The organism is Streptomyces sp. NPDC093109, from assembly GCF_040701725.1.
Taxonomy (GTDB): domain Bacteria; phylum Actinomycetota; class Actinomycetes; order Streptomycetales; family Streptomycetaceae; genus Streptomyces.
The window spans coordinates 95573-119399 of sequence record NZ_JBFBEZ010000027.1 but is presented as its reverse complement, the minus strand read 5'-3'; the positions used below and the strand labels follow the sequence as shown (position 1 = coordinate 119399).

The following is a 23827-nucleotide window of genomic DNA, read 5'->3' as shown; positions in this document are numbered from 1 at the left end:
CGGTTACTTACCGGACTTGCCCACCTTGACCGTCATCGTCTGCCCGTCCAGCGGCTGGCTGATGATGCTGATCTTGGTGTTGGTGTCAGGAACCTTGACGCTCGCGCGCGGGTTCTCCGCGCTCCAGTACGTGCCCTTGCGGTCGTCGAAGACCGGCACCCCGAGCTGCGGCGCCACGCGCGTCGCCTTGTCGGCCTTGTGGAGCGTCATGCCCGTCGTCGGCCACCAGCTGAACGTCGAGTCGTACGACTGGATCCTGGCGCGCATCAGCGTGCCGTCCGACCACTTGAGCGGCTTGGCGTGCGCGTCGATCGGCAGGACCAGGCCCTCGCCCTCGTGCTGGCTGGTGTTGTTGTCCTTCTGCGAGGTGTCCCAGAGCCAGATCAGCAGGCCGTTCTGGTACGCGTAGTGCTCGACCTTGCCGTCGTTCGGCGCCGTGAAGCCGAAGTTGTACGGGCCGACCTTGAGGGTCTTGTCGTACGAGACGTACTGCCGGTTCTCCGCGATGTAGTACTGGTCGTAGTCCTCGGTGAAGGACTCGCCGATACGGGAGAAGCCCTTGGCGGTCCAAGCGGGGTCCGCGGTCTCGGCGTTGTCGGTGAACACCGGCGCGCCGTCGGCGGTCAGGGTGATCTCGTCGGCGGTGAAGCCGAGGCCGCTCACGCCGCCGTCGGTCTGGTAGCGGAAGCGCAGGTCGATCCGCTGCCCCGCGTACGCGTCCAGCGGGAAGACCAGCTTCTTGTACCCGTCCGAGACATCCGTGAGAACCGGCTTGTCGGCGGCGTCGCGCGGAAGCGGCTCGCCGTCGGCCGTGCCGTCGAGCGGCGCGAAGGTGGCGCCGCCGTCCGTGGAGACCTCGGTGTAGAGGAAGTCGTAGTCGGCCTCGATGTCCCACCAGCCCTGGAGTTCCAGCGCGGCGGAGGACTTGCCCGTCAGATCCACCGAACGAGTGAGGGTGTTCTTGAGGTCGTCACCCATTCCGCTCCACCACTGGGTGGCGCCCTGGGCGGGCTTCACGACGCTGGTGGTCCTGGTCTTCTTGGGCAGATCGACCACGAGCGCCTGCGGGTTCTTCGTGTTGTACGCGGAGACGCCCAGCTTGTGCGTGGAGGCGGTGGCCGCCTTGGCCCGGTCGTAGTCGAGCCAGCCGAGCTGGAGCTTGTCCCAGGCGGTCATGTCGCCGGGCAGGTCGCCGATCGCGTCCTTGCCGGTGCCGAGCCAGGAACCGGACGACATCAGCGTCCAGAAACCGGTGGAGTTCTCGCCGCCCGCGGTGTCGTACAGGTCGGGCAGGCCGAGGTCGTGGCCGTACTCGTGGGCGAAGACGCCGAGTCCGCCGTTCTCCGGCTGCATGGTGTAGTCGCCGACCCAGATGCCGGTGTCACCGATCTGCGCGCCGCCGGCCTTGTTGTCGCCGGGTCCCGCGCTGCCCGCGCTGCTGCCGTACGCGTACCAGCGGTGCGCCCAGAGGGCGTCGGTGCCCTGGACGCCGCCGCCCGCGGACTCGTCCTCGCCGGCGTGGACGATCTGGAAGTGGTCGATGTAGCCGTCGGGCTCGTTGAAGTCGCCGTCGTTGTCGTAGTCGTACCGGTCCCACTGGTCGTACTGGGAGAGGTAGTCCTTGATCTCGGCGTCGGACTTGCCCTGGGCCTTCTGGTCGGCGACCCAGGCGTTGACGCCGTCGCGGACCAGGTCCCAGACGTTGGCGCAGTTGCTGGAGCCGCAGTAGTTCGAGCCGTAACGGGCCTCGTTCCACGGGACCTTGACCCAGTCGGAGACCTGGCCGTCGACCGAGTAGCGCCCGGAGGACGTCTTCTCGTAGTAGGTCTTCAGGGACTCCTTCGGCTGGCCCTTGGAGTCCTTGCCGGAGCCGAAGTAGAGGTCCTGGAAGTGCTCCTGGCTGTAATCGGCCTGCCAGGCGGTGGAGTTGTCGACCTTGCGGTCAGGTGCGGCTATCTCGTTGTGCAGAGGTCCGGGCGTGCCGCCGTACTTCACGACGGACGGGCCCGAGGGACCCTTCGGGTAGTACAGGGTCTCGTTGTCGACCTGGTCGCCGAACTCCACGAGGATGGTGAAGATCTTGTCGGTCTTCTCCCGGCCCAGCTCGACGTACTTCTTGTCGTCGAGCTTGACGACCTGGGAGCCGCCGCGCTTCTGGACCTTGGCGCCACCCGAGATGACCTGCTGGAGCGCGGCCTCGCGCTGCTGCGACTGCTGCTTGCTGAACGGACCGTCCAGATCGTGCTCCACCTCGCCCTTCTGGGGAGCCGGGTCGCGGCTCTCGATTCCCGTGGGGGCCGCCGCGGAACCGGTGGGGCCGTCCTGCGCCTGGGCCGTGGTGGAGGCCGAGGCCGTCGCGGCGGTGGCGGCGAGCGCCACGATCACCGCGGACAGCCGTCTCGTCCGTCGATAGCTGATCACTTGATGCGTATCCTCCCCGGCGCACGCGATCCGCGGACCGTTGATGGGGGATCCGCGCGCGTCTGCGCGACATAAGTGACGACATTGGACCGGAGTTACTGAATAAAAGACAGACCTTGACTTGCACAGGTCAACTGCACTATGCGCCCGTCCGGTTCCGCTATCCGGACATGCGGCAGGACGCGGAGGAATTCGGACAAGCGGGAACACTTTTTCGGCCGCTTGCTGGAGGGAAATGATTCGGTGCGCCCCCCGTGCACCGGCACCGCGGCTGAGGTCAGGCTTACTTCCCGCCGCCTCGGGCATTCACCGTCGTAGAGTCGCCTGACAGTGAGTCGTCCGACACGATGCTTCGAGGGACGGATTCCGCCATGCCGCGTCCGACTGCCGCACAGCTCGCCTACGGTTCCGCCACCATCATCTGTTCGACGCTCGCGATGCTTCTGCTCTCCGGCACCACCACGGGGGTCGGGGCCGCGCTGATCGGGGTCGCGGCGCTCGCGCTCGGCCTGCTGGTCGCCGTCACGCTGCCGCTGCCGCACGGGGGCGCGCGGGGAATCCGGGCTGCCCGGGGCGCTCGGGGCGTCAGGACCACCCCGCCCGCCGCCGGGGCGCCGGCCTCGCACCCGGGCGGCGAGACCCGTGGCGAGGCGCGTGAGGCCCGTATGGAGACGCCGCACTCAGCGTGGCGCTGAGGTCGTCGAGGTCCCCTCGGTGTCCGATACGACGACCGTCCTGGCCGCCTTGTCGTGCAGGCCCTGCCGGTAGGGCTTACTGGCCAGGACGGTGGCGAGGATGATCAGCCACCAGAGCACGAAGCAGCAGAGCAGCGCGGGCAGCCAGAGCACGGCCGCGCGCAGCAGCGACGCGTTGGTGTCCGGGACGGTGCCGTGGTTCAGCATCGCGACGCGGATCTTCATCCAGCGCTTGCCGAGGGTCTGCCCGTACTTCCTCGTCATATAGGTGTCGTAGCCGACGTACGCGACGAGCGAGATGAGCGACCAGACCCAGTGCCGGCCGGTGTTCACCTGATTGGTGACGTTGCTCCAGTTGTCGCCGTTCGAACCGACGCCGCCGGTGAGCGCCGAGATGATCGCCAGCGGGATGAAGATGATCAGGATGTCGATGATCCGCGCCGCCAGCCGCTTGCCGATCGGCGCGAGCGGCGGCATCCCGGCGAGCGGATCGGTACCCCCGTACGGGCTGCCCCCGTAGGGGTCGCCACCGTACGGGGAGGCCGGGGGCGGACCGCCGGAGCCGCCGTACGCGTTCCCGTAGGGGGAGGCACCTCCGGCGGGCGGGGGCTCCCCGGAGGGTGGGTGCTCCCCCGACGGCGGGGGCTTCTTGAGGAACGGGTCGTCCTCGGGCGGCTGGCCTGGCGGCGGCTGATCGTTGCTCATGGGGGCAGTGCATCCCGCCGGGCAGGGGCCCGCAACGGCGCGGCGTCCGTTCGGAGGAACGCCGCCGCTTCGGCCTGCCGGTGCGTCAGCTCACCGGACGCCGGGCCGTCGCCGCGTCAGCCCGCGACGAAGGTGTGCGCCGCCTTGTCGTGCCAGCACTGCCGCCAGGGCCGGTCGACCAGACACCACAGCACATTGCCGATCCCGACGACGAGCAGCCCCAGCACCCCGTAGACCAGCCAGCGGCGGAGCGCCGCGCCAAAGCCCGGTGCCTCATGCGTCTCGATGTCACGCACGTCGAGGCCGCAGAGCTTCTTGCCCAGCGTGCGCCCCCACTTGGCGGTGGGGACCGCCTCGTACAGCAGGCCCACGAGCAGCAGCGCGGCGATGACCGCGCCGAGGTAGGAGGCGGTCGTCGCGTCGAGCAGCCAGACGGTGACGGTCTCGCCGGTCTGCCGGGCCGCCTCGACCTTGTCGTCGATGTGGGTACGGGCCCGGAGCGCGAGCGGGACGGCGAGCGCGCCGACGACGACGCCCAGGACGAGGCTGTCGATCAGCCGGGCGACGAGCCGCTTGCCGAGCCCGGCGGGCCGGGAGGCGGCCTGGGCGCGGGCCGCCTGGAGAAACAGGTCCTCGACCGGGGGCTTCCAGGGCACGACGGACTCTTCGGCGCCGTCGGCGCGGGCGAGCCGGTGCACCTGCTGGGCCCAGGAGGTGGCGCCGCCGCCGGCGCCGGTGCTGATGGGCGTGTCCGGGGTGCTGGGCGCAGGCGGTTCCTGCGCGATCGTGGGCTGGCTCTGAAGCGGGAGCCGGGGTGGCTGCTGCGGCTGCGGCTGGGCCTGTGGGGGCCCTGAGGGCTGCGCGGCGGGCGGGAGTTGCGGGGCCGGCGGAGTGGGCGGGGCAGGCGGGGCGGGCGGGGACTGCGACGGCACCTTCGGCAGGGCCTTCGCGGCCTTGCTCGCGCCGACGGCGCCCTGGCTGAGGGCGCGGATCGCCATCGTCCCGTCGGCCTGTCCCGTACGGCCCGCCGCCACATCGCCCTCGGCCTTCGCGCGCCGGGCGGCGCGCAGGGCACGGATGGCGACGGTGCTGTCCGCCGGGGGCTGCGCGCTCGGCGGCGGCACCAGCGGCCGGTCCGGCGTGCCCGTACCGGAGCCGGTGCCGCCGCCCGTACCGGAGCCACTGCCGCTGCCGCTGCCGCTGCCGGGACCCTGCTTGGGGCCGCGCCGGCCGGCCCGGATCGCGACCGTACCGTCAGGGACCGGCGGCTCGGACGGGGGTGTGCCCTCGGCGGCCGTACGGTCCGACGCGTCGTCGGGCCCGCGCATGCCGGGCAGCGCGCCACGGGTCGGGTCGCCCGCGGACGGGCCCTGCACGCCGAGGCGCGGATCGACCGGCCCGGCGCCCGGACCCGCACCCGGTCCCGAAGCGGACTGCGGCCCCGGGACCCGGGGGTCCTGGCCCTGGCCCTGGCCCTGCCCCTGTCCCTGGCCCTGCGCGCCCCAGGAGACCCGCGCGTCACGGTCGCCGCCGAAGCCGCTCTGCCGCGAGGCGTCGGCCTGCCACGCGGACGCCGGTTCCTGCCGGGACGGTACGGCCGGCCCCTCGTCGAGGAACACCGGTCCCGTCTCCTCGAAGCCGGGCCCCGCGGAGGCCCGTTCGGCGCCCCGCTCGGGCGGCGGATCCTGCGGCGCGGGCCGGCTCGTACCGGGTACCCAGGCGGCACCGTTCCAGTACCGGACGTATCCGGGGATCGAGGGATCCGGGTAGAAGCCTTCCCGGGGTACGTTCCCGCCGTCGCCAGGAGGAGTAGCCAATGACCCCAACTCCGTTCACTCGCACCATGTTTGACCTGTCCGGGCTGCCGTTGCCGGACATGTCCGGGCGCGTCACGCCGCTTGTCCAAGGAAGACATTAACGAAGAACGCGGGGACCGGAGGACAGAGACCGACGACAAGAATCGCACGCGGAAGGCGGTCCACGGACGCTCATACGCGGTACGGGGTCGCCGGGCGAGGGCCGTTCGTCACGACAGACGAAACGACGTACGAAACGGCGCACACCCGTGCCCACGGAACGCCCGGGGAACCTCCACCCGCCCCTCACCGAAGGCACGTCCGGCGGCCGGCCCGGCGCCACGCCCTGAGACCGCGCGAAAATTCCTGCCGAAAGTCGCGTCATAGCCGGCGGGGTGGCTCCTCTCACCTGGTACAGCCCCGATCCGGGGGCCCTTGCCAGGAGAGGAAGTGCCGCTCATGCACACCGTGGTGGAACGCGAACTGGAGCTGAATCTGGTGCTGTCGCCGGAGCGCAGCATCCCCGTCCCTGCCCGGCTGACGTACCGCACGGACGATCCCTACGCCGTGCACATCACCTTCCACATCGGTTCGGACACGCCCGTGCACTGGACCTTCGCCCGCGAGCTGCTGGTGGAGGGGGTGTTCAGGCCGTGCGGGCACGGGGACGTACGGATCTGGCCGACGAAGGTCGCCGGGCGGGGCGTGCTGTGCTTCGCGCTCTCCTCGCCGGACGGCGACGCGCTGCTGGAGGCGCCGTCGGTGGCGGTGGCGGCGTGGGTGGAGCGCACGCTGCGGATCGTCGAGCCGGGGACCGAGGCCGCCCGGCTGGGCCTCGACGAGGGGCTGACCGCGCTGCTGTCCCCGCTGCCCGCGGACGATCTGTGGCTGCGGGACCCCTGGCCGTCGGACGGGACGGCGGACGGTGATGCGTAGACGCGACGGGACCGGGACCCGCACTGGGACCGGGACAGGTCGGCGTATCGGCGGGGCCGGACACGGGTGGCCGCGGGGGCCGTCCCGTGTCCGGCGCGCCGGTCGCACCCGTCGCGCCGGACACACCTGTCACGCCCGTCACACCCGTCATGCCCGTCGCGCCTCTCAGAACAGCTTGCCCGGGTTGAGCAGGCCCAGCGGGTCGAACGTCCGCTTGATCCCCCGCTGCAACTCCAGCCCCACCGGCCCCAGCTCGCGCGAGAGCCACTCCTTCTTCAGCACCCCCACGCCGTGTTCCCCCGTGATCGTGCCGCCCAGTTCGAGGCCGAGCGCCATGATCTCGTCGAACGACGCGCGGGCCCTGCGGGATTCGTCGGGGTCGGCCTGGTCGAAGCAGACGACGGGGTGCGTGTTGCCGTCGCCCGCGTGTGCGCAGACGCCGATGGTCAGGTCGTGCTTACGGGCGATGGCCGCCGTGCCGTCGAGCATCGCGGCGAGCCGGGAGCGCGGTACGCACACGTCGTCGATCATGGTGGCCGACTTGACGGCCTCCAGCGCGGTCAGCGACTGCCGGCGGGCCTGAAGCAGCAGTTCGGACTCGGCCGCGTCCGCGGCGGGCACCACCTCGGTGGCGCCCGCCGCCACGCACAGCTCGCCGACCGCCGCGAGGTCGGCCGCCGGGTCCGGCGTGTCGAAGCCCGCGAGCAGCAGCGCCTCGGTGGACTCCGGGAGGCCCATCCGCGTCATCGCGTTGACGGCCCGTACGGTCGTACCGTCCATCAGTTCGAGGAGGGACGGGGTGTGCCCGCGCTCCATGATCCGGCAGACGGCGTCGCACGCGGCGGCGGCCGACGGGAACTCGGCGGCCAGCACGAGCTGCGCGGGCGGTCGCGGCCGGAGCGCCAGCACGGCCTTGACGACGATGCCGAGGCTGCCCTCCGAGCCGACGAAGAGCCGGGTCAGGTCGTATCCGGCGACGCCCTTGGCGGTGCGGCGTCCGGTGGTCAGCAGCCGGCCGTCCGCGAGGACGACGTCCAGCCCGAGGACGTACTCCGCGGTGACGCCGTACTTGACGCAGCACAGGCCGCCCGACGCCGTGCCGATGTTCCCGCCGATGGTGCACATCTCCCAGCTGGAGGGGTCCGGCGGGTAGTACAGGCCCAGCTCGGCGACCGCGCGGGAGAGCGTGGCGTTGACGACGCCAGGCTCGACGACGGCGATCCGGTCGACCTGGCCGATCTCCAGGATCCGGTCCATTTTCGTCAGCGACAGGACGATGCACCCGTCCGTGGCGTTCGCGGCCCCGGACAGCCCGGTACGGGCGCCCTGCGGGACGACGGGGACGCGCAGCGCGGTGGCGGTGCGCATGACGTGCTGGACCTGTTCGACCGTGCGCGGCAGGACGACGACGGCGGGCGTGCCGGCCGCGCAGAAGCTCGCCATGTCGTGCGCGTAGGAGGCCGTGACATCGGGATCGGTGATCAGCGCGTCGGCGGGGAGACAGGACCGCAGCTGTGCGAGGAGATCATCCATGGGCCCAGCGTCGCATCCGGGGCCATCGGTGTGAACCCGTCGCGATCCACCCCGGCAACCCCCGGCCCCCTCTTCGGATTGACGCACAGTAAACCGTATGAACGCCATGAAGACGGAGCAGATCCGGCAGGTCAGAAGGGCGGCGCTGGCGGCCGGGGTGGGAGCCGTACTGGTCGGGGGTGTGCTGCTGTTCGCCCGTTCCTCGGGTCCTGGCCAGGCCGGTCCAGGGCCCGAGGAACGGGCGCTCGCGGCGGTCGGCGCGGGGGCGCCGGCGGCCCTGCCGGATCTGGCGGCGCTGGTCCGCGACCGGGAGGTCCGGGTACGGGACCATCCGGACGACGGCGGGGCGTGGGCGGTGCTCGGCGCGGCGTATGTGGAGCGCGGGACCGGACTGGGCGATCCGGCGGACTACGCGAAGGCGGAACGGGCGCTGCGGCAGTCGCTGGCGGTACGGCCGGAGGGCGCGGGGTTCGAAGCGGGGGCCGGCTCCGGCTCCGGGGCCGATGGCAAGGCGAAGGGGGTCGCCGCCGGCGGCAACCCCGGGGCGCTGGCCGGGCTCGGCGCGCTCGCCAACGCCCGGCACGACTACGCCGCCGCCAAGCGCTGGGGCGAGAGCCTGCGCGCGAAGCGACCGGCCGAGTGGACGGCGTACCCCGTCCTGGTCACGGCGTACCGGGGTCTCGGCAACTACGCGGCGGCCGGAAAGGCGCTCGACAAGCTGAAGGAGCTGCGCTCCGACACGCCGGTTCTCACCCGTGCGGCGGAGGTGTACCGGGACCGGGGCTGGCGCGAGGACGCGGAGGCGAAGGCGACCGAGGCGGTGGCGCGCGCCACTTCGCCCGCCGAGAAGACGCAGGCGCTCTGCGCCCTGGGCGAGCTGGCCGGGCAGCGCGGCGAGCACACCGAGGCGCTGGGCCACTACGACGCGGCCCTCGCGGTGACCCGCGGCCACGCACCCGCGCTGGCGGGCCGGGCGCGGGCGCTGGCCGCGCTGGAGCGGACGGACGAGGCGGCCCGCGCCTACCAGTCGGCGCTGAGCAAGCTGCCGAGCCCCGAATACGCCCTGGAGCTGGGCGAGTTGTACGACTCGATGGGCCTGGACGGGGATGCCCGTACCCAGTACGCGGCCCTGCGCGCGCGGACCGGGGCGGCCCAGCGGGACGGGGTGAACGAGGAGCTGGTCCTCGCCAGATACGAGGCCGACCACGGCGATCCGCAGGCAGCGGTGCTACGGATGAAGTCGGAGTGGCAGGAGGGGCGCAGAAGCATGGCGGTGGCGGACGCGCTGGGGTGGGCGCTGTACCGGGCCGGGCAGGAGAAGGAGGCGCTGCCGTACGCGAAGAAGGCGTCGGAGCAGGGGGTGCGGAACGCGCTGTTCGCGTACCACCGGGGCGAGATCGAGCGGTCGCTGGGGATGGAGGGGGCGGCCCGGCGCCATATCGAGGAGGCGCTGCGGACCGATCCGCACTTCTCGCCGCTGCTGGTGCCGAGGGCGCTGGACGCGCTCGACGAGCTGGGCGAACCGGCCGGGGGCGGGCCCGCGCAGATGGACGCGACGGCGCCGCCGGAGCCGCCGACGCGGGTGCGGAAGCCGGGGGCTCCGAAGGCGTCGGCGTCACCGAAGGCGTCGGTATCGGCCTCACCGTAACGGGAGCGGCAGGGGTACGGGGTACGGGCGGCCCGTACCCCGTACCCCTGTCTTGCTCAAAGGTTCCCGCGCTTCTCCTGCTCGCGCTCGATCGCCTCGAAGAGCGCCTTGAAGTTGCCCTTGCCGAAGCCCATCGAGCCATGGCGTTCGATCATCTCGAAGAAGACCGTCGGCCTGTCCTGGACAGGCTTGGTGAAGATCTGGAGCAGATAGCCGTCCTCGTCCCGGTCGACCAGGATCTTCAGCTCGCGCAGCGTCTCCACCGGCACCCGGGTGTCGCCCGCCCACTCGCCGAGCGTGTCGTAGTACGAGTCGGGGGTGTCCAGGAACCGTACGCCCGCCGCCCGCATCGCCCGTACGGACGCGACGATGTCGTTCGTCGCGAGGGCGATGTGCTGGACGCCGGCGCCGCCGTAGAACTCCAGGTACTCGTCGATCTGCGACTTCTTCTTGGCGATCGCGGGCTCGTTGATGGGGAACTTGACCTTGAGGGTGCCGTCCGCGACGACCTTCGACATGAGCGCGGAGTACTCGGTGGCGATGTCGTCGCCCACGAACTCCTTCATGTTCGTGAAGCCCATGACCTTGTTGTAGAAGCCCACCCATTCGTTCATCCGGCCCAGTTCGACATTGCCCACGCAGTGGTCGATGGCCTGGAAGGTACGGCGGGCGGGCGGCTCGACGATCGGGTCCGCGGCGTCGAAGCCCGGCAGGTACGGGCCGTCGTAGCCGGAGCGCTCGACCAGCGTGTGCCGGGTCTCGCCGTACGTGGCGATGACGGCCCGGACGACGGTCCCGTGCTCGTCCTTGCTCTCGTACGGCTCCTCGATACCGCGCGCGCCGTGCTCGACGGCGTACGCGTACGCGACCCGCGCGTCCGGCACCTCGATCGCGAGGTCCACGACCCCGTCACCGTGCGCGGCGACATGCGCGGCGAGGAAGCGGCCCCACTCGGTGGACGGCTTGATGACCGAGGTGAACACGAACCGGGCCGCGCCGTTGAGGAGGACGTAACTGGCGGTCTCGCGGCTGCCGTTCTCCGGTCCCGCGTAGGCGACCAGCTTCATGCCGAAGGCCGTGGAGTAGTAGTGCGCGGCCTGCTTGGCGTTGCCGACGGCGAAGACGACCGCGTCCATCCCCTTGACGGGGAAGGGGTCGGTGGCCGGGCGCGAAGGGCGCGAGGGGACGGGGGCGGCGGCGCTGTGCACTGCGGTGTCAGCCATGGGGCCAGCGTCCCGCCGCTTCACAAGGTGCGCAATAGTTCATGTTTTCACTGGGCAATCTGTACAGCGACAGGCCGGAATGGCGGGACTGTCTGCACATGATGACCATGTTTACGCGCGACATGACAGCGAGACGGGAGACAGGGCCCATGGGGACCGACGGCATCGACGAACTCGACGGCAGGCTGATCGTGCTGCTGGCACGGGAGCCCCGGATCGGCGTACTGGAGGCGTCGCGGCGGCTGGGGGTGGCGCGCGGGACCGTACAGGCGCGGCTGGACCGCCTTCAGTCGAATGGAGTGATCCGGGGATTCGGCCCGACGGTCGACCCGGCGGCCCTCGGCTATCCGGTCACGGCGTTCGCCACGCTGGAGATCAAGCAGGGGAAAGGGGTCGCCGTACGGGCCCACTTGACGACCGTGCCCGAGGTCCTCGAACTGCACACCACGACCGGCCAGGGCGACATGCTGTGCCGGCTCGTGGCCCGCTCGAACGCCGATCTTCAGCGGGTGATCGACCGGGTTGTCGGGTTTGATGGCATTGTCCGGGCCTCCACGGCGATCGTCATGGAGAACCCCGTACCCCTACGGATCATCCCGCTGGTGGAGCAGGCGGCACGGGCGGCGGGCGGCACGACGGCGAGTGCGAGTGCGAGTGCGAGTGCGAGTGCGAGTGCGAGTGCGAGTGCGAGTGCGAGAGGAGCATGAGTGAGTTTCTGGAGCTATCTGGACAGCCAGCGCGGCCAGCTGCTCACCGACGCGTTCCAGCACGTCAGCGCCGTGTTCCAGTGCATGGTGATCGCCACCGCGCTGGGCGTTCTGATCGGGGTGGTGAGCTACCGCAGCTCCTGGGGCGGGAATCTCGCCATCCTCTCCACCGCCTCGATGCTGACCATCCCCTCCCTCGCCGCGATCGGCCTGCTGATCCCCGTGGTCGGTCTCGGGGTCGCCCCCACCGTGATCACCCTGACGCTGTACGGGCTGCTGCCGGTCGTCCGTAACACCGTCGTCGGCCTGCGCGGGGTGGATCCGGCGCTGGTGGACGCGGCCAAGGGCATCGGGATGTCCCGTACGGCCCGGATGCTCCGGGTCGAACTGCCGCTGGCGTGGCCGCCGATCCTTACGGGGATCAGGGTCTCCACTCAGATGCTGATGGGGATCGCCGCGATCGCCGCGTACGCCTCGGGGCCGGGTCTCGGCAATGAGATCTTCCGCGGGATCGCCTCGCTGGGCAGTGCGAACGCGCTGCACCAGGTGCTCGCGGGGACGATCGGGATCGTCATTCTGGCGCTGCTCTTCGATGCCGCGTACATCCTGCTCGGCAGACTGACCATCCCGAGGGGGATCCGTGTCTGAGTACGAGGTGCCTGAGGCGCACGAGGTGCCGGAGACACGTGAGGTGCCCGGGACGCGTGAGAAACCCGAGGTGCCTGAGACGCGGCCCGCGTCGTCCAGTTCCGGGGCCGGCATCCTGCTGGAGGGACTCACCAAACGCTATCCGGGCAGCAAGCAGCCGGCCGTGGACGACGTCCACATGGAGATCAGGCCCGGCGAGACGGTGATCCTGGTGGGCCCGTCGGGCTGCGGCAAGTCGACCACCCTCAAGATGATCAACCGGCTGATCGAGCCGACCAGCGGCCGGATCACCATCGGCGACGAGGACGTCACCGATATCGACCCGGTGAAGCTGCGCCGCAGGGTCGGCTACGCGATCCAGTCGTCCGGCCTCTTCCCGCACATGACGGTCGCCGAGAACATCGCGCTCGTACCGAAGATGGTCGGCTGGTCCAAGTCCCGCGTACGGGACCGGGTCGAGGAGATGCTCGATCTGGTCGGGCTCGATCCGCGCGAGTTCCACGGCCGCTATCCGCGCCAGCTGTCGGGCGGGCAGCAGCAGCGGGTGGGGGTGGCGCGGGCGCTGGCGGCGGATCCGCCCGTACTGCTGATGGACGAGCCGTTCGGCGCGGTCGACCCGATCACCCGCGACCATCTCCAGGACGAGCTGATCCGGCTCCAGCACGAGCTGCACAAGACGATCGTGTTCGTCACGCACGACTTCGACGAGGCGATCAAGCTCGGGGACCGGATCGCGGTGCTGCGGGAGCGGTCGCAGATCGCGCAGTTCGACACACCGGAGGCGCTCCTCACCAATCCGGCGGACGACTTCGTCTCCGGTTTCGTGGGGGCGGGCGCGGCGCTGAAGCGGCTGAATCTGACGCGGGTACGGGAGGTGGAGATCGCCGACTTCCCGACCGTGACCGTCGACGACCCGCTCCAGTCGATCTTCAACAAGCTGCGCGCGGGCCCGCACAACGAGCTGCTGATGCTGGACCGCAGGAACCGTCCGTACAAGTGGCTGCGGCGCGGCGACCTGATGCGCGCCAAGGGATCGCTGGCGCGCGCGGGCCAGTTGGTGCACGACACGGTGACCAGGGACGCGACCCTGCGCGACGCGCTGGAGGCGGTCCTGATCGACAGCGGCGGGCGGGTCGCGGTGACGGGGCGGCGCGGGGAGTACATCGGGGTGGTCGACATGGAGACGCTGATCAACTCGGTGCACGAGATGCTGGAGGCGGACCGGCTGGCCGCGTTCGAGCACCAGCACGAGCAGGCGGAGCTGCTGCGGGACGACGGGCCGGGTGAGCCGGAGGACGGTCCGGGCGAGCCGGGTGAGCCGGGTGGCGCCAGCAGGGTGGACGAGACCGGCGGAACGAGCGCATGAACGCGGCCACGCGGTGGAGTGGCGGCCCGCCGCCGCCCGACCGGCCGCCCTGGGAGGAGGCGGAGGACCCCACTCCGTCGCCGCCCAGCGGCCCGGCACCCGACCCGGCCGTCGGACTGCGCGGTGCGCGGATCAGAGGGCTGCGGCGCCGGATCACCTGGCGGAAGCTGGTGACGGTGCCGGGGGCGGTCGTCGTGATCCTGCTGCTGACCTGGCTGTACGTCAGCGATACCCACCTCGACTCGATCGCCAGGAACTCGCTGAGCGGGGGCAATGTGCAGCTGCGGCTGTGGCAGCACATCCAGCTGACGGCGATCTCGACGTTCTGGGTGCTGGTCATCGCGCTGCCGCTGGGTATCGCGCTGACCCGGCCCGCGCTGCAGAAGGCCGCGCCGGCGGTCACGGCGCTCGCCAACATCGGGCAGGCGGCGCCCGCAATCGGGCTGCTGGCGCTGCTGGTGATCTGGCTGGGGATCGGGCCGTCGACGGCCATCGCGGGGATGGTCGTGTACGCCGTACTGCCGGTGCTCGCCAATACGGTGGCCGGGCTGCGGGCCATCGATCCGGGCCTGGTGGAGGCGGCCAAGGGCATCGGCATGTCGGGGCGGGGCACGCTGGCGAAGGTGGAACTGCCGCTGGCGGTGCCGCTGATCCTCGCGGGGGTACGGACGGCCCTCGTCCTGAACGTCGGTACGGCGACGCTGGCGACGTTCGGCGGGGGCGGCGGGCTCGGCGACCTGATCACCTCGGGGATCCAGACGCAGCGGATGCCGGTGCTGATCATCGGTTCCGTACTGACGGTGTGCCTGGCGCTGATCGTGGACTGGCTGGCCTCGCTGGTGGAGGTCGTCCTGACCCCGCACGGACTGGAGGAAATCTGATGCGCGGGCGGCCGGGTCAGGGGCGGAAGCCGGGGCCGTCCCCACTCCTGAGCACCTGTCTGGCGACTCTGGCAGCGCTGACGGGGCTGGCGGGGCTGGCGTCCGTGGCGGGCTGCGGCCTGAAGAGCGGCTCCCCGATGGTGGACAACGTGCAGCCGGGCCGGCTCGGCGCGGGCAGACCGCTGAAGGGCGCGTCGCTGACGGTCACCTCGAAGAACTTCAGCGAGAACATCATCCTCGGCGAGATGATCGGCCTGATCTTCAAGGCGGCGGGCGCGGAGGTCCTGGACCGTACGAACCTCCCCGGTTCGATCAGCGCGCGCGAGGCGATCGTCAAGGGCGACGCCGACGCGATGTACGAGTACACGGGCACGGCGTGGATCACCTATCTGGGTCACGAGAAGCCGATCCAGAACAGCCAAAAGCAGTGGACGGCCGTCCGCGACGCCGACCGCGCGCACGGCGTGGTCTGGCTGCCGCAGTCCACCCTCAACAACACGTACTCGCTGGGTATCAACCAGGCCAACAACAAGAAGTACAAGCTCAGAACGCTCTCGGACGCGGCGGCGCTGGCGCGGAAGGACCCGTCGGCGGTCAGCGTCTGCGTGGAGAACGAATTCGCCTCCCGCGACGACGGCCTCACCGGCATGCGGAAGGCGTACGACATGCCCCTGTCCGCTTCCCAGATCAAGAAGATGGACGCCGGAATCGTCTACACCCAGGTGGCCAAGGGCGCCTGCCTGCTGGGCGAGGTCTTCACCACGGACGGCCGCATCCCGGCGCTGCACCTCGACATCCTCGCCGACGACCGGCACTTCTTCCCCCTCTACAACGCGGCCCCGGTCATCCACGCGGCGACCTACAAGAAGCACCCGCAGATCGCGGAGCTTCTCGACCCGCTCTCGAAACGGCTGAACACAAAGGTCGCCCAGGAGCTGAACGCCCGGGTGGACGTGGCGGGCGAGGACCCGCACAACGTGGCGAAGGAGTGGCTGATCAAGGAGGGCTTCATCAGGAAGGGCTAGGGCCTGTGTGGGGTGCATGTCGGGGGTGGGCCGGTTGGCGCGGGTCGCTGGGAAGGGGCCGCCACTGCCGCCGCCTCGCCTGTCGACCACGCTCACGGTGGCCTGCGAGGGAGGCGGCAGTCTGCGGGTGACGATGGAGTCGCAGCAGGTTCACGGTAGGCGTCAACGCCTCGGCGCGGGAAATCCGGTGGGCCCTGACGGTGACGCAACCGGAGTAGCACCCCGAACGGCCCCGGAGCCCGGCCGCACCGGTGCGGCCGGTAGCACGGCGACCAGGACGAACTCCCCGTCCTCCTGCCACGTCGCCAAGTGACCGCCCAGCGCCGTCACCCGGTTCGCCAGGCCGGCCAGTCCGCTGCCGCCCGGGGCGCTCCCCGGTGAAGTGGCGGACGGCGCACCGTCGTTGCGTACCGTCAGCCGGATCCCCCCGGGGCCGACCACCGCATGAGCCGCAACCGCCGCGCCCACCGCGCCCGTCCCACCCGTCCTGTCCGTCCCGCCCGTCCCACCCACCGCGTCCGTCCCGTCCGCCCCGCCCGCCGCGTCCGTCCACGCCACGTCTATCGCACAGCGCGTCGCGCGGCTGTGCAGCAGTACGTTGCCGATGGCCTCCCTGAGCACCGCGTTCAGGCACTCCGCGATCTCCAGCGGCCGTTCGCATCCCGGCAGCGGCGAGATCTGTACGGCGATGCCCGCGCCGGTGAGCAGCCCTCGCGTATGGCTGAGTTCGGACTCCAGGGTGGCGGCATAGCCGTCGCGGCTCAGGGACCGCATCTCCTCGTGGCTCCGCCGGGCGAGCGCGGCAATCTCGCCGAACGCCCGGTACGCGGGCGCGTCCCGCGGGGTGTCGCGCCGGGCCAGCTCGCTCTGCGCGGCGATCGCGACGAGCGAGGACCCGAGCAGATCGTGCAGGTCACGCGCTATCCGCGCGCGCTCCCGCTGACGTGCCACATGCGCCGACTGGCTCCGGGAGCCGTGCAGCCGGGCGGTGAGCAGGGCCAGATGGGCCACCGCGAAGACGCTGGTGGCGGTGACCACGTTGGCGAGCAGGCACTCCAGCGGGGACCGGTGCGTGGCGATGGCCCCCATGTGCATCAGCGCGGGTCCGCTCCCGAGGACGACGGACGCGACGAGCACGGAGGACGGCGGCGGAAGCGTCAGCAGAACGGCGCCGGCCAGGAAGCCGAGCAGGCTCACCCAGCGGTGGTGGAAGACCAGCAGCGGCAGGTACGTGAGCACGAACTGCAGCCCGAGCAGCCCCCAGCGCCAGCGGTAGGGCAGCCGGTAGGGCGGCAGCGCGTACTGGCCGAGCAGGACGGCGGGCATCAGGACGAGCAGCGTCAGCGCGGTGACGACGGAACGTCTGCTGACCGCGCCGAGCGGCGTGCCGAGGATCTCCAGCACGGTGAGCAGGATGGACGCGCCCACCAGGACCGTCAGCGAGCCGAAGGCCACCCCGACGCCCTGCGGCAGCACCGTGGCTCTCCTGGGTCCTCCCGTTCGGACTGAACGTTTGATCACCGATGCGCCTCTCCCCCGTAGCGGCGGCCGTGTTGACACCACCGATGTGCAGACAGGGTGGCACCGCCCATGGTTGCCCGGAAACAGGTGAAGAACTCACTACCCGGCGATCCGGCGGGGCACTTGGATCGTCTGAGGTACTGGTCCTCAACAGAGAGTTGTCCCACCATGTCAGCACGTGTGAGTTCGGCCGAGGAGTGGCAGGGTGCTTCCCTCGCAGGGCGAACTCGCCTACACCTTCACGTGCGGCAACGCGGGCGCCGGCACGGCTCGGCGCCAAGCAGCGCTCCGCCGAGACGCCCACGGAACTGACCCTCATGGGCAAGCGCCTCTACAACCCGGCGACGGGCCGCTTCCTCTCGGTCGACCCGGTGTACGGCGGCAGTTCCAACGCGTACGAGTACACCTCCGCCGACCCGGTCAACAAGCTGGACCTGAGCGGCGAGTGGGTACCGGTCGTCATCGCCGCCGCACGTGTCGGCTGGGCCTGCTGGAAGCACTGCCGCAAGGCGTACAAGGCGGCGCGGACGGGGTACCGCGCGTTCAAGTCGCTGCGCCGCTTCGACAAGCAGACCCGGCGGCTGCAGCGGTACACGACGACGAGGGCGCGCACCGGGATCTACAGGGGTCCGCTCAGCTACCGACAAGCGGCGTTCTGCGGTATGAGGTACGGCGGCGCCTGGGCCGGCGTCGGTCTGTTCACCAACTACAGCGCCGGTCGACTGCAAGCCGGGATGTACGGAGTGGGTGCTGGAATAGGTGTGGCCCGGTATGCCCTGCGCGGCAGATGCTGACGCAGTCCGGGTGATCCGGCCGGTGGGCCGGCCAATAGGTCGGCCCACCCGCTGCCTCCCGCGTTCCGGAGCGGAGCGCGGATTCACGAGCAGTAGGAGAGTAGTGAACCATCGAACCCCCGACGTCCGCACAGCGAACCGGGTGGCTGTGGCCTCTTCCACCCTGTGGGTCGCCTGGGTGGGGCTGTCCGGCCAGGGAATCAGGACGGGATGGGACGGCGCCCGGGACAGCCTTCTCGACGGCTTTCCGGTATGGGGCTGGGTGACAGTCCTCTGGCTGGTGGTCCTCCGGCCGTTTCTGCAACGCCGGTTGTCTCCAGGTCTGGTACTCCCCGGCGAGGACCTTAAGCCCACGGGATTCGGGTGGCGGATTACCGCTTTCCTCGGCATTGTGGCCACGACCCTGCTCGCCCTTCTGGTCACAGGCCCTCTCCTGGGCCTGGTCTTCAACCAAGGCAGCTGGGCGGAGTGGACCTCCGGCTATGGCCGCTTCATCTCAAGCGTCACCTTCATCGTCCCGATAACGCTGATAGCCGCGTTCCTCTTTCTGTCACCGGTGGTCTGGCCCTCGGAGGCGTGGGCGAGGCGGGTCAGGGCCCGGCTCGCGGGCGGCCGTCCGGCCAAGGAGGAGCCGTAGCCCGTCACAATCACCGCATGATCAAAGTGTTTGTGGTGGAGGATCACACGGTGGTCCGGGCGGGACTGGCCGCGGTTCTCGACCGTGCGATGGGCATCGAGGTGGTGGGAGGAGCCGGGACCGGCGCGACGGCACTGGCCGAGATCGCCCGGCTCCGGCCCGATGTCGTCCTGCTCGACATCGACCTGCCGGACATGGACGGCATCAACGTCGCCGCGCGGCTGGCGGAACACTCCCCCGCGTCCCGGGCCCTGATCCTCACCGCGCTCGACCTGCCGGGTCATCTGTGGCGCGCGCTGGAGGCGGGCGTACACGGGTATCTGCTCAAGACGGTATCGCCCCAGGCACTGGCCGACGCGGTACGCAGGGTCGCGGCCGGCTCCCGCGTGATCGACCCGGGCGTACAGGCGGCGGCCGAGCCCGCGGCCAGTCCGCTGACGGAGCGCGAGACGGAGGTGCTGGCCCTGACCGCGAGCGGGGCGGACACCCGGGCCATCGCGGCCGAACTGTTCCTGAGCGTGGGGACGGTACGCAACCGACTCTCCTCGGCGGTGGGCAAGCTGAACGCCAGAACGGTGGTCGACGCGATCCGGATAGGCGAGCGCAACGGCTGGATCTGACCCGGCCGGGAACAGCGCGAGGTCGTGACAATCTCACTTCCCGAAGAGCCGCGATCATGATCAATTAGCTTTCGTAGCAAGCGTGTTGTGCGTGCTGTGCGTGATGTGTTGAGTACGGGGACGGGGACAGGGACGGATGAACGGCTGGACAAGACGGACGGCATGGGAGCTGGCCGCGGTGTACGCGCTGGCGGCGGCGGTGCACGTGACGGCCGTGATCAGCGTGCTCTTATGGAACGGGTGGCTGCTGCTGCACTTCGTGCCGGCGTGCGTCGGAGCGCTGGTCGGCGCCCGCTGCGTCCACCGGGCCATCCGCCCGCCCGCCTCAGTGGCAGGCACCGGCGCGGGAGCCGATCGCGAGGTGGCCGATGCCGGGGAACGTCCTCGCTCCGCGGCCGGAGTTCAGTAGGTTGGCCGCATGTCATCCGTACTGATTGTTGACCATGACCCACACACTGTCACCGGCATCGACGCCGACGTCCTCCTCAAGGCACTCGACCTGGAGATGGCCCGGTTCGAGGGACTCGGCATCGATACGGCCGCCGCCCTCATCACCACGGACGATGCCACCGAGCCGGCCCTCGTGACGCAGCTGACCGACCGCCCCTGGGACGTCGTCCTCATCGGCGCCGGAATCCGCAGGCCCGAGCAGTCCCTCATCCAGTTCGAACGCGTCCTGAACCTGGCCCGCCGGTACGCACCCCAGGCCGCCATCGCCTTCGACACCAGCACCGGAGACGGCGTCGAGGCGGCCCGGCGCTGGCTCTGAGGAGGGGCGTACGGAGGCGCGTGCACCGCCCCCACCTGGGTGGGACGGTGCACGCGGCGGCCGGGTGCGTGGTGGTCAGACTCCCGGGTCGAGCAATTGCTGGAGCAGAGCGCCGTAACGAACGGTGATCTCCTCATGATCGATGGCAGCGAGCTTCTCGTCGCCGACCACCCAGAGCGCGTACAGCAGTCCACCGACGAGAGCACCGGCAAGCCGAGTGCGGATCTCGACGTCGGGACCCGTGAGACGCTCGCGGAGCGGGGCGACGAACGTGTGCTCGTGAACTTCGCGAAGCCGGCCCTGAATGCCATCGGCATCACTCGCGCGAACGAGCGCCAGAAGGATGCTCCGGTGCTCGGCGTCCGAGTTGAGGAGATGCCGGATGAAGTGCTCGCCAAGCCGTTCGACGGGCTCACTGAAGACCAGCCGGTCCTTCAGAGCGGCGGCCATGGTTTCGAGGAACAGGGCCTCCTTCGAACCGAAGTAGTGCAGAACGAGCGCCGGATCCACGCCCGCGTCACGGGCGATGGCCCGTACCGAGGTGAGGCCGTAGCCGCGCCCCAGGAAGAGAGTTGTGGCCGCCCGCCAGATGGCCTCACGCGCGGTGGGCCCGTCCTCGGTCACCACGGCGCACCGCCGGCGAACTCGTGCCGCTCGCTGTGTCGTCTCATGGCAGCAGCGGATCGACGATCGTACGGATGGGGGCGGACGACTCCGTCGAGCTTTCGAGCGCCTGCTTCAGACCGGACAGCCCGATGCGCCGAGGAGCGAGCCAGGGCCTGACGTCGGTCGTACCGTCGGCAATGGACTTGAGCGCCAGAGACATATCGTCGGGTGTTTCACCGGACGCGAAATACACCTTCAGGTGCTTGTTCTGGGCGGTGAAGATATAAATCTCCTCGGCCGCCATCGAATATCCACCCATCACGATCTTGGTGTTGTACCCGACCGAGTTGATGATCTCGTTGAGCAGACCCTTTACACCGACGCACTCATAGACGATGGTCGTACGCCGGCCGTCCAGCTCGGGAATCGCCTCATAGGGCGACCTTTCCCGAGGGTCGATCGCGAGGGTGGCGCCCATCTCCAGGGCGAGCCGCCGCCTCGACTCCGAGAAGTCGACGGCGACGATGGCCGTCACTCCGGTGAGCTTCAGCCCGGCGATGACGCCGAGCCCGATGGCCCCGCATCCCACGACCACCGCGACGTCGTCAACGGACGGCTCACCGGAACGGGCGTGCTCGATGCCGACGGCCAGGGGTTCGACCAGCGCGGCCGCATCGTCGTCGACGCCCTCGGGAACCTCAAGGATGAACTTCTCGTCGAGCACCGCGTACTCGCTGAAACCGCCGGGATAGTTGTTGTCGAATCCGATAACGGACTGACCGCCGGAGTTCATGATGACGGGCACGGCCACCACCCGCGCGCCCACTTTGATCGATTCGCGGCTGTTCGGGCCGTACTCGACGATCTCACCGACGAATTCGTGCCCGAGGACAACCTTCTTCTCCAGATCGAGACTCGCGTACGGTCCGCCCAGCTCGCGGGAGAGCTCGACCATCTTTTCCCCGCCCCGCAGGAAATGAAGGTCGGACGCACAGATCGCGCAGGCGTTGATGCGTACGAGAACCTGGCCGTCACCGGGCGCCGGCTTGTCCACCTCTCCGACGAGCAGTTCTCCACCGAGTACGTATGCGGCTCTCATCGCGGTCCTTCCGTTGGAACCAACCGGTTCAACAGCGTTGAACCGGTGCCCCCAGTCTCAACACCGTTGAACCGTATTGTCAATAAGAATGACCAATGAGACGTCCGGGGCCTTGTCCGGGGGTCGACCCCGAGTCCTTGTCCGGGTTCTGTCCGGGTTGTACGGGGGCCTGCTCGAAGTGGAACGCCTTGATGAAGCAGTCCCGGGGCTGTCCGAGCGCGAAGAGTACGCACTCCACGAGCGAGTGGGCCGTCAGCATGTCGCCGGAGCCGCGCGGGGTGCTCTCCCACTGCGGGGAGAGCGGATCCGGGTTGTGGAAGTCCGGCGGGTAGAGCGAGATGACCCGTACCCCTTGGGGGCGCAGCCGCTTGGAGAGGATGTCGGCGAAGCCGGCCTGTGCGCTCTTCGCCGCGTAGAAGGCGTCGTGCGCGTCGGAGCGCTGGTGGGCGGGGAGCCCGGCGGCGGAGATCATGTTGACCACGTCCGGCCGATCGGACGCGAGCAGCAGCGGCAGCAGGCGCTTCACCATCAGGACCGTGCCGGTGGCCCCGGAGGCGATGGTGTCGATCACGTCCTCGTCACTGGCGGAGAGCAGATCCGGCCCCTCCAGCCAGCGGGCGCCGTTGTTGACCAGTACGTCCACCCGGTCGGTACGTTCGGCCAGTTCGGCGGCGAACCGCCGGATCGAGGCGGCATCGGCCAGGTCGCAGGCGAAGGCGTGTACGCGCGCGTGGCCGAGGTCCCGTATCTCCCCTGCCACGCGCAGCGATGCCTCCCGGCTACGGGAGGACACGAAGACCTCAGCCCCCTGCTGGGCGAAACGGATGGCCAGAGTCCGGCCGAAGTCGCGGGACGCGCCGGTGATGACGACGCGCTGTTGTTCGAAGCTCATGCGAATGCCTGCTGCTGCTCTGGGGGTTGTTGGTCTCTCGCGGATGACCGTCCGGGCCTGTCGACATCATCACAAGGCGTTCGTGGAAAGGGGAAGGAGACCTTCGGCCTAGGACTCCCCGCCGTCTCTCTGTCCGGGTGTTGTCCGGGTCGTTGTCCGGGTTCTGTCCGGGTCGCACGGCGTGACCTTTCGCAGGGGCGAGGGGGTTACGTAGCGAGGTCTCGTTTCGGAGGTGTACGCAGTGGGCGTGGACAGCGGCGGTACGGACAGTGGTGCGGCGGAGGGGACGGAAGGCACGGACGAACCGGACTGGGAGCCGGACTCCGACGAGGACTCCGCCGGGGTCATCGCGGCGGTGGGCCGGCAGATCAAGCTCTGGCGCATGGCGGAGGGCCTGAGCCAGCCCGAGTTCGGGGTGGCGATCGGGTACGGCGAGAACCAGGTCTACAAGGTCGAGGCCGGAAAACGCATCCCCAGACCGGAGTTCCTGGACAAGGCGGACAAGGTCCTGAAGGCGGGCGGCAGGATCGCCGCGATGAAGCAGGACGTGGCCGAGGCCAGGTATCCCAAGAAGGTCAGGGACGTGAAGAAACTGGAGGCCGAGGCGGTCGAGCTGGGCTCGTACAACAACTCCGTCATCGACGGCCTGTTGCAGACCGAGGCGTACGCGCGGGCCGTATTCGGCACACGACGGCCGTTGTTCACCGTGGAGGAGTTGGAGCGTCGAGTGACCGCTCGGATGGCGCGTCAGGCGATCATCGACGCGACCAAGGCGCAACCGGTCTTCAGTTTCGTACTGTGCGAAGCGACGCTGCGCCGCCCCGTCGGGGGCAGAATGGTGATGCGACAGCAGCTCGAACACCTGCTGGAGGTGGGCAAGCTACGGAACGTGGACCTTCAGGTGCTGCCTCTGAGCCGTGAAGACAACGCGGGCCTTGATGGTCCGTTCCGGCTGCTCAAGCTCCGTGACAGCAAGATGGTCGGCCTGAACGAGGTCCAGCTCGTCAGCCGGGTGATCTCTGATCAGAAAGAGGCCCAAATTCTCGACATGCGCTATGGGATTATCCGAGCGCAGGCTCTCGCCCCTCGGGAGTCGCTGGCCTTCATCGAGGAAGCACTGGGAGAGACATGACCACCAAGCCTCCTACTGAGGATGGTTCCGGGCTGAACTGGTTCAAGAGCAGCTACAGCTCGGCCGACGGCCCCTCATGCGTCGAGGTCGCCGCCACCTCCCGCACCATCCACGTCCGCGACACCAAAGACATCCACCTCCCCCACCTCGACTTCAACCCCACCGCCTGGGAC

At 69.9% G+C, this 23827-nt stretch carries 24 protein-coding genes; 15 read left to right on the top strand and 9 right to left on the bottom strand.

The genetic code is table 11. The features are described from left to right. Positions 1–3: 3 nt before the first annotated feature. On the bottom strand, positions 4–2421 hold the full coding sequence (locus AB0389_RS25015; RefSeq protein WP_366397707.1) for an immune inhibitor A domain-containing protein: 2418 nt from the start codon (positions 2419–2421) through the stop codon (positions 4–6). Positions 2422–2792: 371 nt separating this feature from the next. On the opposite strand from AB0389_RS25015, the gene AB0389_RS25010 reads away from it, so the two are divergent. Beyond that, positions 2793–3116, top strand: a complete 324-nt coding sequence (locus tag AB0389_RS25010) for a hypothetical protein (RefSeq protein WP_366397706.1) — start codon at positions 2793–2795, stop codon at positions 3114–3116. Here the strand turns inward: AB0389_RS25010 and AB0389_RS25005 are convergent. Beyond that, positions 3102–3821 carry an RDD family protein gene (locus AB0389_RS25005; protein WP_366397705.1) on the bottom strand — a complete coding sequence of 240 codons (720 nt, stop codon included), beginning with the start codon at positions 3819–3821 and terminating at the stop codon, positions 3102–3104. The two genes, AB0389_RS25010 and AB0389_RS25005, sit on opposite strands and share 15 nt — an antisense overlap. Positions 3822–3937: 116 nt before the next feature. Further along, positions 3938–5638 carry an RDD family protein gene (locus AB0389_RS25000; protein ID WP_366397704.1) on the bottom strand — a complete coding sequence of 567 codons (1701 nt, stop codon included), beginning with the start codon at positions 5636–5638 and terminating at the stop codon, positions 3938–3940. Between the two features lie 438 nt (positions 5639–6076). Here AB0389_RS25000 and AB0389_RS24995 point away from each other — a divergent pair, with 438 nt between their 5' ends. Then, positions 6077–6553, top strand: coding sequence for an SsgA family sporulation/cell division regulator (locus tag AB0389_RS24995; protein ID WP_366397733.1), 477 nt, complete (start codon positions 6077–6079; stop codon positions 6551–6553). A 165-nt stretch (positions 6554–6718) separates the two neighbouring features. On the opposite strand, the gene AB0389_RS24990 is transcribed toward AB0389_RS24995, so the two are convergent. Next, entirely contained in the window at positions 6719–8086 is a 1368-nt protein-coding gene (locus tag AB0389_RS24990) for an FAD-linked oxidase C-terminal domain-containing protein (protein WP_366397703.1), read from the bottom strand. A gap of 97 nt (positions 8087–8183) precedes the next feature. Here AB0389_RS24990 and AB0389_RS24985 point away from each other — a divergent pair, with 97 nt between their 5' ends. Further along, positions 8184–9734, top strand: a complete 1551-nt coding sequence (locus AB0389_RS24985; RefSeq protein WP_366397702.1) for a tetratricopeptide repeat protein — start codon at positions 8184–8186, stop codon at positions 9732–9734. 56 nt (positions 9735–9790) lie between these two features. Here AB0389_RS24985 and hppD read toward each other — a convergent pair whose 3' ends face one another. Next, the gene (hppD, locus tag AB0389_RS24980) at positions 9791–10870 is read right to left on the bottom strand and encodes a 4-hydroxyphenylpyruvate dioxygenase (protein WP_366397732.1); all 1080 of its coding nucleotides are present in this window, start codon (positions 10868–10870) and stop codon (positions 9791–9793) included. Between the two features lie 236 nt (positions 10871–11106). On the opposite strand from hppD, the gene AB0389_RS24975 reads away from it, so the two are divergent. From AB0389_RS24975 to AB0389_RS24955, 5 genes are all read left to right on the top strand, one after another. Further along, positions 11107–11664: an Lrp/AsnC family transcriptional regulator gene (locus tag AB0389_RS24975; RefSeq protein WP_366397701.1), complete on the top strand. Its 558-nt coding sequence runs from the start codon at positions 11107–11109 to the stop codon at positions 11662–11664. Further along, positions 11665–12312, top strand: a complete 648-nt coding sequence (locus tag AB0389_RS24970) for an ABC transporter permease (protein WP_366397700.1) — start codon at positions 11665–11667, stop codon at positions 12310–12312. A gap of 43 nt (positions 12313–12355) precedes the next feature. Further along, the gene (locus AB0389_RS24965) at positions 12356–13678 is read left to right on the top strand and encodes a betaine/proline/choline family ABC transporter ATP-binding protein (RefSeq protein WP_366397731.1); all 1323 of its coding nucleotides are present in this window, start codon (positions 12356–12358) and stop codon (positions 13676–13678) included. Beyond that, on the top strand, positions 13675–14559 hold the full coding sequence (locus tag AB0389_RS24960; protein WP_366397699.1) for an ABC transporter permease: 885 nt from the start codon (positions 13675–13677) through the stop codon (positions 14557–14559). The genes AB0389_RS24965 and AB0389_RS24960 overlap by 4 nt, the downstream gene beginning before the upstream one ends. A 68-nt stretch (positions 14560–14627) precedes the next feature. After that, complete coding sequence (locus AB0389_RS24955; RefSeq protein ID WP_366397730.1) at positions 14628–15584, top strand: glycine betaine ABC transporter substrate-binding protein; 957 nt, start codon at positions 14628–14630, stop codon at positions 15582–15584. Positions 15585–15746: 162 nt separating this feature from the next. On the opposite strand, the gene AB0389_RS24950 is transcribed toward AB0389_RS24955, so the two are convergent. Next, complete coding sequence (locus AB0389_RS24950) at positions 15747–17060, bottom strand: histidine kinase (protein WP_366397698.1); 1314 nt, start codon at positions 17058–17060, stop codon at positions 15747–15749. A gap of 47 nt (positions 17061–17107) precedes the next feature. Here AB0389_RS24950 and AB0389_RS24945 point away from each other — a divergent pair, with 47 nt between their 5' ends. The 5 genes from AB0389_RS24945 to AB0389_RS24925 all read left to right on the top strand — a co-directional run bounded on the left by AB0389_RS24945 (position 17108) and on the right by AB0389_RS24925 (position 19925). Next, a complete protein-coding gene (locus tag AB0389_RS24945; RefSeq protein WP_366397697.1) occupies positions 17108–17899 on the top strand; it encodes an RHS repeat-associated core domain-containing protein in 792 nt (263 codons plus the stop codon). Between the two features lie 391 nt (positions 17900–18290). Next, positions 18291–18536, top strand: a complete 246-nt coding sequence (locus AB0389_RS24940; protein WP_366397696.1) for a hypothetical protein — start codon at positions 18291–18293, stop codon at positions 18534–18536. Positions 18537–18553: 17 nt separating this feature from the next. Then, entirely contained in the window at positions 18554–19156 is a 603-nt protein-coding gene (locus tag AB0389_RS24935) for a response regulator transcription factor (protein ID WP_366397695.1), read from the top strand. 136 nt (positions 19157–19292) lie between these two features. Further along, entirely contained in the window at positions 19293–19565 is a 273-nt protein-coding gene (locus AB0389_RS24930; RefSeq protein WP_366397694.1) for a hypothetical protein, read from the top strand. A gap of 9 nt (positions 19566–19574) precedes the next feature. After that, positions 19575–19925, top strand: a complete 351-nt coding sequence (locus AB0389_RS24925) for a hypothetical protein (RefSeq protein WP_366397693.1) — start codon at positions 19575–19577, stop codon at positions 19923–19925. A gap of 75 nt (positions 19926–20000) precedes the next feature. Here AB0389_RS24925 and AB0389_RS24920 read toward each other — a convergent pair whose 3' ends face one another. The 3 genes from AB0389_RS24920 to AB0389_RS24910 all read right to left on the bottom strand — a co-directional run bounded on the left by AB0389_RS24920 (position 20001) and on the right by AB0389_RS24910 (position 22522). Beyond that, positions 20001–20549, bottom strand: a complete 549-nt coding sequence (locus tag AB0389_RS24920; RefSeq protein ID WP_366397692.1) for a TetR family transcriptional regulator — start codon at positions 20547–20549, stop codon at positions 20001–20003. A gap of 43 nt (positions 20550–20592) precedes the next feature. Then, complete coding sequence (locus AB0389_RS24915; protein WP_366397691.1) at positions 20593–21585, bottom strand: zinc-binding dehydrogenase; 993 nt, start codon at positions 21583–21585, stop codon at positions 20593–20595. 124 nt (positions 21586–21709) lie between these two features. After that, positions 21710–22522, bottom strand: coding sequence for an SDR family oxidoreductase (locus tag AB0389_RS24910; RefSeq protein ID WP_366397690.1), 813 nt, complete (start codon positions 22520–22522; stop codon positions 21710–21712). A gap of 247 nt (positions 22523–22769) precedes the next feature. Between AB0389_RS24910 and AB0389_RS24905 the strand changes: the two genes are divergently transcribed. After that, positions 22770–23654, top strand: coding sequence for a helix-turn-helix transcriptional regulator (locus AB0389_RS24905; protein WP_366397729.1), 885 nt, complete (start codon positions 22770–22772; stop codon positions 23652–23654). Continuing rightward, positions 23651–23827, top strand: a 177-nt coding sequence (locus AB0389_RS24900) for a DUF397 domain-containing protein (protein WP_366397728.1), incomplete at its 3' end; no start/stop codon positions are given. The genes AB0389_RS24905 and AB0389_RS24900, both read left to right, overlap by 4 nt.